Consider the following 10,584-nt stretch of genomic DNA (forward strand, 5'->3'; position numbering starts at 1 on the left):
CGCCACCGCGCCCAGCGGCAGGTGCAGGGCGAACAGCCAGGGCCAGTCGACCACCGAGAGCACCAGGCCGCCGATGGCCGGCCCCGCCGCGTAGCCCCCCGCCACCACCATGGCCGAGAGCCCCAGCGCCGAGCCCAGCAGCCGCGAGGGGAAGATCGAGCGGTAGAGCGAGGGCCCGATGGAGAGCGTCGCCGCCGCACCCAGCCCCTGCAGGGTGCGGAACAGCAGCAGGGTCTCGAGGCTCTGGGCAAGCGCGCTGCCCAGGGCCGCCAGGGTGAAGATGCCCACCCCGGCCACGTAGATCCGCCGCCGGCTGACCAGCTCGCTGAGCGCGGCGAAGACCAGCAGGAAGGCGGCGCAGGAGATCTGGAAGAGGTTGGTGACCCACACCGCCCGGGAGGCGGGCACCTCGAGCCCCGCCGCGATGGAGGGCAGCGCGATATTGATCATGGTGGTATCCACCACCGCCATCAGGGTGCCGAGGATCAGCGCCAGCACCGCCAGGCGCCGCTCGGGGCCCGGCAGGCCATCGTCGCCGGGGCGGGACTCGTAGAGTCGGCTCATTCCATCTTCCATCGGGGGTTCATACGAAGAAACCGGCCGAAGCCGGTTTCATGCAGCCAGTTTTCGGGCAGAGCCTAGTCCTGGTCGACGTCCAGCAGCAGCGAGTCATCGATCTCGGAGATCTCGAGCGCCGCCTCGTCGTCCAGGTCGATGGCCAGGTAGCTGTGCTCCACCTTGAGGAAGCGCTGGAACAGCGGCCAGTCGACAGTCTCGGGCCACTGGCGCTCGTCCTCCTCCCAGGCGCGCAGCTCGGTCTCGAGGATCTCGAGGTAGCGCTCGCGCACGAAGGCCTCCAGGGCCTCCGGGGTGTCCATCTCCGGGATCAGGTAGACGGTGCTTTCGCGTTCGACGTCGTCCAGAGCGATGTCGTCATCCCCCAGCGTCGGCTCCAGGGCGTTGATCCAGTCCACGAAATGCTGGGTCGGGCGGACGCTCAGGGCAGAGCGGTTGAGCAGTTTCATGGCGGTCTCCTCGACGTCGAAACGACAGCCATTATGGGCGCTGGCCGCGGGGTTTACCAATGCTTCCCTGGCTGGCTTCAAGGTGGGGGCTTAATGGTGGGAGATCGGCTATGCCGAGCGAATGGCGCCGCAGGCGCCCCGGCGGTGTTGCCGGCGTTGGCGCATACCGCCCAGGAGCCCTTCGGCCTCCATTCGCCGGGCGGAGCCCAGCTCCCACAAAACCCGGCGCGCTTCCCACAAAACCCCGCGCCCCTCCCACATAACCCCGGCGCCCCTCATGCCCGGAAGCCGGCAGGCGCCTCTTCACTCCACCTCGGGCCGCATGGCCGGGAACAGCAATACATCGCGGATCGAGGCGCTGTCGGTGAGCAGCATCACCAGGCGGTCGATGCCGATGCCCTCGCCGGCGGTGGGCGGCAGGCCATACTCCAGGGCGCGCACATAGTCGGCGTCGTAGTACATCGCCTCGTCGTCGCCCGCCTCCTTCTCCGCTACCTGCTCGCGGAAGCGCTCGGCCTGGTCCTCGGCGTCGTTGAGCTCGGAGAAGCCGTTGGCGATCTCGCGGCCGCCGACGAAGAACTCGAAGCGCTCGGTGACGAAGGGGTTGGCGTCCTTGCGCCGCGCCAGGGGGCTCACCTCGGTGGGGTACTCGGTGATGAAGGTGGGCTGCTTGAGGCGATGCTCCACGGTCTTCTCGAAGATCTCGATCTGGATCTTGCCCAGGCCCCAGCCATCCTTGACGTCGATATCCAGGCGCTCGGCGATCTGGCGGGCAGCGGACTCGTCGGCCAGCGCCTCGGCGTGGATGTCCGGGTTGTACTCGAGGATGGCGTCGAAGACGGTGATCCGCTTCAGCGGGCTGCCGAAGTCGTACTCGTAGTGCTCGAGCACCTCGCCCTCGCTGCTGCGCACGGTGTTGACCACCGTGGTGGTGCCCAGCACCTCCCGGGTGATTGCACGCAACATCTCCTCGGTGAGGTCCATCAGGTCGTGGTAGTCCGCGTAGGCCTGATAGAACTCGATCATGGTGAACTCGGGGTTGTGCCGAGTGGAGAGGCCTTCGTTGCGGAAGTTGCGGTTGATCTCGAAGACCTTCTCGAAGCCGCCCACCACCAGGCGCTTGAGGTAGAGCTCCGGTGCGATGCGCAGGAACATGTCGATATCCAGCGCATTGTGGTGGGTCTTGAAGGGGCGCGCGGTGGCGCCGCCGGGGATCGCCTGCAGCATGGGGGTCTCGACCTCCATGTAGCCGCGGGCCTCGAAGAAGCGGCGCATGGCGCTGATCACCGCGGCGCGGGTCTCGAACACCTGGCGCGACTCCGGGTTCATGATCAGGTCCACGTAGCGCTGGCGGTAGCGCGCCTCCAGGTCGGTGAGGCCGTGGAACTTGTCGGGCAGCGGGCGCAGGCTCTTGGTGAGCAGCTTCGCCTCCACCATCATCACGTAGAGGTCGCCCTTGCCGGACTTGTGCACCGGGCCGCGGCCGGCCACCAGGTCACCGATGTCCCAGCCCTTGATCTCCTCGAGCACCTCGGCGGGCAGGCCCTTCTTGTCGACGTAGAGCTGGATCTGGCCACTGACGTCCTGGATGACAATAAAGGGGCCGCGCTTGCGCATGATGCGCCCGGCCACGCCGGCCTGGCGGTTCAGCGCCTCCAGCTCGTCCTTCTCCTTGTCGCCCAGCGCCGCGATCAACTCGGCGGCATGGCTGTCGCGGCGGAAGTCGTTGGGGAAGGCGCTCTCGCCGCGCGCGGCGGCCCGCTCGCGGCACGCGGCCAGCTTGGCACGGCGCTCGGCGATCAGGCGATTCTCGTCGGTCTGGGCGCCGTTCTGTGACGGGCCCTGTGAAGGGCTATCCGGTGAGGAGCTCTCGTTGGCCATTTCGCTACCTAATTGGGAATCTTTGATACGGAAACTGGTAAACACCTGCCGCTATAGCCGCGCGAGCCTGGTGGGAGGCCGGCTCTGCCGGGCGAAAGGAGGCCGAAGGCCTCCCCCCTACGCGGTTCCAGACGGGTGACTACAGACCCTGCTTAAGGCTGGCGACAATAAACTGGTCTAAATCACCATCCAGCACCTTGTCGCAGTTGCTGGTCTGCACGCCGGTGCGCAGGTCCTTGATGCGCTGGTCGTCCAGCACGTAGGAGCGGATCTGGCTGCCCCAGCCGATATCGGCCTTGGAGTCCTCCGCCTCCTGCTTGGCGGCGTTGCGCTTCTCCATCTCGTGCTCCCACAGCCTGGCCTTGAGCTGCTTCATGGCGAAGTCGCGGTTGGCGTGCTGGCTGCGCTGGCTCTGGCAGGCCACCACGATGCCGGTGGGCTCGTGGGTGATGCGCACCGCCGAGTCGGTGGTGTTGACGTGCTGGCCGCCGGCGCCGCTGGAACGGTAGGTGTCGACGCGCAGGTCCGCCGGGTTGATCTCCACCTCGAAGCTGTCGTCGATCTCCGGCGACAGGAACACCGAGCAGAAGGAGGTGTGGCGGCGGCCACCGGAGTCGAAGGGGCTCTTGCGCACCAGGCGGTGCACGCCGGTCTCGGTGCGCAGCCAGCCGAAGGCGTGGTCGCCCTGGACATGCACCGTGGCGGACTTGATACCCGCCACCTCGCCGGCGGAGAGCTCGATGATCTCGGCCTTGAAGCCGTGATGCTCGGCCCAGCGAAGGTACATGCGCAGCAGCATGTTGGCCCAGTCCTGGGCCTCGGTGCCGCCGGAGCCCGACTGGATATCCAGGTAGGCGTTGTTGGGATCCATCTCGCCGGCGAACATGCGCCGGAACTCGAGCGTCTCGAGGCTGCCCTTGAGGCCGTCGAGCTCCTTCTGGACCTCGGCGACGGTCTCCTCGTCCTCCTCCATCTCGGCCAGCTCCAGCAGGTCGCGGCTGTCCGCCAGGCCCTGCTCCAGCTCGTCGATGGTCTCGACGACCAGCTCCAGGGAGGCGCGCTCCTTGCCCAGCTTCTGAGCGTAGTCCGGATCGTTCCAGACGTTCGGGTCCTCGAGCTCGCGGGAGACTTCCTCTAGCCGGTCCTTCTTCTCGGCATAGTCAAAGATACCCCCTCAGGACGTCTGTCCGCTCAGACAGGTCCTTGATGAGGTTGTGGATGGGGTTGGTTTCCAGCATGGCTCGCTCGCCTGAATCTGCGGTGGAAAAGCGGCCGCCGCGGCGCGGCAGCTGGCCAGCGCCCCGACGGCACGGAAAAGTCGCCCATTGTAGCGAACCCTGGGCCAGCCCGCATCCGGCGCGGTGTGGCTTCTGGGCAACACCGCCATCGCCGATAAATCGGGCTCCCACCATAAGCCAACCCCTATCGGCGATAGCCGTGGCGCGGCCTGGGCCTGCCCCGGGCCCAGACGCCAAGAACCCGGCCGAGGCCGGGTTGCGTGAGTCACGGCGCCTGGCCGCCGCTCAGAAGCGGTAGGTCAGCTGGGCGCCGAAGCCATGGGCCTCGTTCTTGTAGTCGGCGGCATACTCCAGCTGGGTCGGGCCCAGGGTCCGCTCGCGGTCGATCCGGGTGCCACGCTCGGTCAGATAGGAGTAGGCAAGGTCGAGGGTCAGATCCTCGGTGGGGCTCCAGCCGGCACCGATAGAGAAGATACGGCGGTCGTCCGAAGGAATCCGCACGCTGCGGAAGGTGTCATTGGTCGGGGTGTTGTCGATGGTCACCCCGGCACGCAGCACTACCTGGGGATTGAGCTGATACTCGCCACCCACGGAGTAAGCCCAGGCGTTGGAGTAGTTCTGGGTTTCCTGGGTGATGGGGTCCGGGCTGATGCTACCGTCGATACGGATCTCTTCGAAGCGACTCCAGCGTGCCCACGACGCGCCGAACATCAGCTTGAGGTCGTCCGTCATCTGCTGGGTGATAGAGAAGTTGACCGTCTCGGGCGTCGTCAATTCGAGTGAGGCATCCTGATTCGGGATCAATGCCTCCGCACCGCCCGATGCGCGCGACTGACCTTCGAGGGTATAGGAGACCTTCGACCGATAGGTCAGGCCGAGCGTCGTCTCCGGAATCGGCTGATACATGACCCCGAGATTGTAACCCAGCGCCTCGTCGTCACCCTCGACGCGAACCTCGCCGTCTGGGCCTCCAGGCCGCCCCAGCAGCACGCCCGGTATCTTGGTCGCCAGCTCGCCATCGACCCGGTTATAGGTCACCCCCACGCCGACCGACCACTGGTCATTGAAGCGGTAGGAAACGGTCGGCTGGGCGCTGAGCACCCTGAGCTCGGTATAGTTGCCGAAGTTTCGTCCCTCGAAGGTATCCTCATAGTCGGTCTTGGAACCGAAGGGCACGTAGACGCCGAAGCCGAAGGCCAGCCGCTCATTGACCGGGTGCGCATAGAAGGCGAAGGGAATCAGCGAACCCGGCACCATATCACCGTCATTCGTGCCACTGATCGGCCCGGTGGGCACCTGCACCGCGCCGGGAGGCACGCCGAGTCCAGCGGCAGCGCCATCGATGGAGGAGTTCGAGCGGGTATTGGAAATGTCGCTATTGACGTTCAGGTAGGTGCCGCCGGCGGTCACCTGGGCGCGATCCAGGAACGACATGCCGGCCGGGTTGCCGAACACGATGGTGGCATCGTTGACGTTGGAGCTGCGCCCCGCGTGGCCATAGCCCTGGCCGCTGACGCTCTGCTCGTTGATCTGGTAGCCGCCGGCCTGGGCCTGGCTGGCGAAGGCGGCGGCGGCAATGGCCACGGCCAGGGAGAGGCGATTCAACTTGTTCTTCATGGGTCACATCCCTTGCGGTGTTGTTGTCACGTTGGCGCCGGCATGTCCTCGCCGTGGAGGCGGGCGCGTGCCCTACCCTTTTCGCGCAATCGAACGATCGTTTCAACCCCAAACGAGCGTTTTAATGTCGCAGTCGCTAATACTTTGGTCGCCCTGCCCTTTCCGTTATTGAACTTTCAGCAGGTTAGCCAACAGGGCCACAGGTTGCCGGAGAGGCCAGGCTCGCCTGACCACGTCGCAAGGAAACCCGCCTTGACCTTTGGGTAACACCTAGGTTTTACACTGGGCTCATCCACCTTTAGGGATCTGCAAGGCACCGACCTGCGAGGCACCGACATGAAGGTCAGTGAACTGGCCAGGGCCGCCGGCGTCACCGCCGAGACCGTCCGCCACTATGTGCGCGAGGGGCTGCTGCACCCGGCACGCCACCCCGACAACGGCTACCAGCTCTTCGAGCGAGGCGACCTGGAGCGCCTGCGCTTTATCCAGCGCGCCCGCACCCTGGGCTTCGGCGTGGCCGAGATCCGCGACATCCTGGCCCACGCCGACCAGGGCGACTCGCCCTGCCCCATGGTCCGCGACCTGCTGGCCAGCCGGCTGCCGGAGATCCACGCGCGCATTGCCGAGCTCCAGGCCCTGGCCGCGCGCATGGAGCAGGCCCTGGAGGCCTGGGCCGAGATGCCCGACGGCACGCCGGACGGCCACAGCCTGTGCCGCCTGATCGAAAGCTTCCCCGAGCCCCTGGGCAATACAGAACGCCGCGCCGACCGCCGCGGCACGCCCGTCGGCGCCACCTCCACCGAGGAGACACCATGAACGCCCGCTTCCCTGTGGAACGTATCGTGCCCGGCATGAGCTGCCAGGGCTGCGTGAAGCGCATGCGCGAGGCGATCCAGGCCCGGGACCCGGAGGCCGAGGTGCTCGGCACCCCGGGCGAGAAACGCCTGGCCGTGACCACCACCCTGGACGACGCGGCCCTGGACCAGGTCCTGGCCGATGCGGGCTATCCGCCGGGCGCGCTCGACGAGACGGCAAGCGAGGAAGAAAGCACCGCCAGCGAGCCGACGGCCGAGACGCCACCCGCTGCGGCCGCCGACGCGACGAGCGGCGAGCGCGCCACCACCCGGCGCCTCTCCATCGGCGGCATGACCTGCGCCAGCTGCGTCAACAGCGTCCAGCAGGCGCTGGCACGCACGCCGGGCGTAACGAGCGCGGAGGTCAACTTCGGCACCCGCACCGCCCAGGTGCGCGGCAGCGCCGCCGAGGCGGCGCTGATGCGCGCCGTGGCGGCGGCGGGCTATGAGGCCGAGCCGATCCTCGACCTGCGCCAGGCCGAGGAGGCCCGCACCGCCAAGGATGCCGAGACCTATCGCCGCCGCCTCAAGGGCAGCTTCTGGTCCCTGGCGCTGGCGGTGCCGCTGATGGCCAGCATGTTCGTCTATCACCCCCACCCGGTGGGCACGGGCCGGCTCTTCTGGCTGGTCATCGGTCTCCTGACCCTCGCCGTGCTGGCCTTCCCCGGCCGCCACTTCTTCATCAACGCCTGGAAGAACCTCAAGCACCACCAGGCCAACATGGACACCCTGATCGCCATGGGCACCGGCACCGCCTGGGTCTACTCCATGGCGGTGGTGGCCTTCGCCCCCTGGCTGCCCCAGGTGGCCCACGGCATCTACTTCGAGGCCTCGGCGATGATCATCGGCCTGGTGCTGCTGGGCAACGCCCTGGAGCTGCGCGCCCGGGGCCGCACCAGCGAGGCGCTCAAGCGCCTGCTCGACCTGCAGAGCCGCACCGCCCGGGTGATCCGCGACGGCGTGGAGCGTGAACTCGACATCGACGCGGTGCGCGAGGGAGACCAAATCCGGGTGCGTCCCGGCGAGCGCCTGCCGGTGGACGGCGAGGTGACCGAGGGCGCCAGCCATATCGATGAGTCCATGCTCACCGGCGAGCCGCTGCCGGTGGCCAAGGCCGAGGGCGACGAGGTGAGCGCCGGCACCGTCAACGGCAAAGGCTCGCTGATCTACCGTGCCACCCGCGTCGGCGCCGACACCAGGCTCGGCCGCATCACCGAGCAGGTGGCCAGCGCCCAGAACTCCCGGCCGCCCATCGGCGAGCTGGCCGACAAGGTCTCGAGCATCTTCGTGCCCACGGTAATGATCATCGCCGTGCTCACGGCGCTGGCCTGGTTCAACGTCGGCGCCGAGCCCCGGGTGATCCATATGCTGGTGACCGCCACCACGGTGCTGATTATCGCCTGCCCCTGCGCCCTGGGCCTGGCCACGCCGATCTCCACCATGATCGGGGTGGGCAAGGCCGCCGAGAACGGCGTGCTGGTGCGCAGCGGCGAGGCGCTGCAGATCGCCAGCAAGCTCACCACCCTGGTGGTGGACAAGACCGGCACCCTCACCGAGGGCAAGCCCAGCGTCACCGAGGCGCACCTTGTCTCTCTCGAGGGGCCCAAGGGTGAAGCGATGGGCGGCGAAGGGCTGGGCGGTGAAGGGCTTGGCGGCGACAAGCAGCGGGTACTGGGGCTGGTGGCGGCCCTGGAGCGCGGCTCCGAGCACCCCCTGGCGGCGGCGCTGATGGCCTACTGTGAAGAAGAGTCGCAGGAGGCCGGCGCCGCCGAGATCCGCAATTTCGCGAGCATCACTGGCGGCGGCGTCAAGGCCGAGACCCCGGACGGCAAGCCGCTGCTGCTGGGCAATGCCCGCCTGCTCGAGGAGGCCGGCGTCGACCTGACCCACGGCCGGGAGAAGGCCGGCGAACTGGAGCGCCAGGCGCGCACCGTGGTCTATCTCGCCGTGGAGGGCAGGCTCGCTGCGCTGTTCGGCATCAGCGACCCGCTGCGCCACGACACCATCGAGGCCATCCGGCGCCTGCAGGCCGACGGCCTGAAGGTAGTGATGCTGACCGGCGACAACGAGCACACCGCCGCGGTCATCGCCCGGGAGGTGGGCATCGATGAGTTCCGCGCGGGCCTGCTGCCCGAGGACAAGCACGCCGAGATCGAGCGCCTGCAGCAGGCCGGCGAGACGGTGGGCATGGTGGGCGACGGCATCAACGACGCCCCGGCGCTGGCCCGGGCCGACGTGGGCTTCGCCATCGGCCAGGGCACCGACGTGGCCATCGAGAGCGCCGGCATCACCCTGATGCGCGGCTCGCTGCACGGGGTGGCCTCGGCCATCGAGATCAGCCGGGCGACCCTGACCAACATCAAGCAGAACCTGGTGGGCGCCTTCGGCTACAACACCCTGTGCATTCCCATCGCCGCCGGGGTGCTCTACCCCGTCACCGGGATGCTGCTCTCGCCGATGATCGCGGGTGCGGCCATGTCGCTCTCCTCCATCACGGTGGTGAGCAACGCCAACCGCCTGCGCCTGTTCAAGCCCCGCAACGAAAAAGGCCCTGCGGGTAGTCAGACGCCTACGGGGCAGAGCCGGAAGGAGGTGATGTCATGAGCTGGATCGTCAACCTGGCGGGAATCGCGCTGATCGCGCTGATCGTGTGGTGGTTCTGGGTGGCGAAGGCCTAATCGCGAGGCTTACCACTTGAACTCACGGCGTTAAAACACCAGCGGCCGGCATCTCTTCCGGCCGCTGGGAATGGGGGTCTGTCTCCGCTGAGCCGGCCATCCGCCGTTCGTCAGTTGTCCTGACGCCACGCCGGGGTTACCATAACCCCAAGAAACGGCGAGGAGCCGGAGTGAAGAGTGCAGACCTGATCAAGGAATTGGAGGCAGATGGCTGGCGGCTGGACCGAATCAAGGGCAGCCACCACCATTTTCGGCACCCACGCAAGCCCGGCACCATTACCGTGCCTCACCCAAAGAAGGATCTGAAAACGGGGTTGATCCGCGGAATCAGAAAGCAGGCCGGCCTCAAGTGACGCCGGCAGCACCTGGCACCACACAGGAGCGACACCACATGCACTACCCCATTGCCATCGAGATCGGCGACGAACAGCACGCCTACAGCGTGACCGTGCCCGACCTGCCCGGCTGCTTCTCCGCTGGCGACTCCTTCGATGAAGCCATCGCCAACGCTCGCGAGGCCATCGAAGGGCACCTGGAAAGCCTGTCAGAACACGGTGACCCCATTCCGACGGCCACCGCCATTCAGCAGCATGTGAAGAACCCCAGCTTTGCTGGGTGGGTCTGGGCCACGGTCGAGATCGACATGACCCCCTACCTGGGCAGGAGCCACAAGATCAACGTCACCCTGCCCGACCTGCTGATCAAGCGCATCGACAGCACCGTGGCGAAGCACGGCGACTACAAGAGCCGCTCTGGCTTCCTCGCCCGCGCCGCACTGCACGAGCTCGAGCGCCACGCCCAGTAACACCATTTCCCGGCCTCAAGGCCGGGGAGTGGGGGGCTGTCGCCGATTAGCTTTTTTTAGCCCCTGGGCCAAGTCATGGCGTCTACCGCTCGTCCATGCCAGAACTTCAGGATATGTGACTGGAAGGAGTTACCCAGACCTCCAGCAACTCGAGGATGCAGCCCTACATCTTCGTGACTGCTCCCCGCCCTATCGGGCGAGGCTTCCCACTTCTCAGGCAGCAACCGGCGATATGCCGGATTTACGCAAGCCTCCATGGACAGAGACGGACAGCCCTTCCGCCTTTAGCTTGATAATGCCTTGATGCTTGATGTTCAGCGCCGCGTTGATGTCCCGGTCGTGATGCGCCTGGCAGGCCGGGCACTCCCACGACCGGACACTCAGTGGCCTGACGTCCACCTGGTGCTGGCAGGCATGGCAGGTCTTGGAGCTGGCAAACCACGGGTCGATCTTGACCAGATGCTTGCCGTGCTCCTTGGCCTTGTA

At 66.9% G+C, this 10,584-nt stretch carries 10 protein-coding genes; 4 read left to right on the top strand and 6 right to left on the bottom strand.

Going from position 1 to position 10,584, the window contains the following annotated elements; translation table 11 throughout:
* The 5 genes from J5F18_RS19710 to J5F18_RS19730 form a co-directional block, all read right to left on the bottom strand.
* A partial coding sequence (locus J5F18_RS19710) for an MFS transporter (RefSeq protein ID WP_346300205.1) occupies positions 1–564 on the bottom strand: 564 nt, incomplete at its 3' end.
* 74 nt (positions 565–638) lie between these two features.
* Entirely contained in the window at positions 639–1,025 is a 387-nt protein-coding gene (locus J5F18_RS19715; RefSeq protein ID WP_346300206.1) for a hypothetical protein, read from the bottom strand.
* A 303-nt stretch (positions 1,026–1,328) separates the two neighbouring features.
* Complete coding sequence (lysS, locus tag J5F18_RS19720) at positions 1,329–2,906, bottom strand: lysine--tRNA ligase (protein ID WP_346300207.1); 1,578 nt, start codon at positions 2,904–2,906, stop codon at positions 1,329–1,331.
* A gap of 139 nt (positions 2,907–3,045) precedes the next feature.
* Positions 3,046–4,141 (bottom strand): peptide chain release factor 2 gene (gene prfB / locus J5F18_RS19725; RefSeq protein WP_346302271.1). Its coding sequence is split into 2 segments (ribosomal slippage): positions 3,046–4,068 and positions 4,070–4,141, totalling 1,095 coding nucleotides; the frame shifts between segments, so codons are not numbered across the junction.
* 288 nt (positions 4,142–4,429) lie between these two features.
* Positions 4,430–5,761: an outer membrane protein transport protein gene (locus J5F18_RS19730; protein ID WP_346300208.1), complete on the bottom strand. Its 1,332-nt coding sequence runs from the start codon at positions 5,759–5,761 to the stop codon at positions 4,430–4,432.
* 336 nt (positions 5,762–6,097) lie between these two features.
* Between J5F18_RS19730 and J5F18_RS19735 the strand changes: the two genes are divergently transcribed.
* From J5F18_RS19735 to J5F18_RS19750, 4 genes are all read left to right on the top strand, one after another.
* Positions 6,098–6,577, top strand: coding sequence for a MerR family DNA-binding protein (locus J5F18_RS19735; RefSeq protein WP_346300209.1), 480 nt, complete (start codon positions 6,098–6,100; stop codon positions 6,575–6,577).
* The gene (locus J5F18_RS19740; RefSeq protein WP_346300210.1) at positions 6,574–9,219 is read left to right on the top strand and encodes a heavy metal translocating P-type ATPase; all 2,646 of its coding nucleotides are present in this window, start codon (positions 6,574–6,576) and stop codon (positions 9,217–9,219) included. The genes J5F18_RS19735 and J5F18_RS19740 overlap by 4 nt, the downstream gene beginning before the upstream one ends.
* A gap of 244 nt (positions 9,220–9,463) precedes the next feature.
* Complete coding sequence (locus J5F18_RS19745; protein WP_346300211.1) at positions 9,464–9,646, top strand: type II toxin-antitoxin system HicA family toxin; 183 nt, start codon at positions 9,464–9,466, stop codon at positions 9,644–9,646.
* A gap of 38 nt (positions 9,647–9,684) precedes the next feature.
* Positions 9,685–10,098, top strand: coding sequence for a type II toxin-antitoxin system HicB family antitoxin (locus J5F18_RS19750; RefSeq protein WP_346300212.1), 414 nt, complete (start codon positions 9,685–9,687; stop codon positions 10,096–10,098).
* Positions 10,099–10,311: 213 nt separating this feature from the next.
* On the opposite strand, the gene J5F18_RS19755 is transcribed toward J5F18_RS19750, so the two are convergent.
* A partial coding sequence (locus J5F18_RS19755; protein WP_346300213.1) for a zinc ribbon domain-containing protein occupies positions 10,312–10,584 on the bottom strand: 273 nt, incomplete at its 5' end.

Source organism: Halomonas sp. BM-2019 (assembly GCF_017584085.1).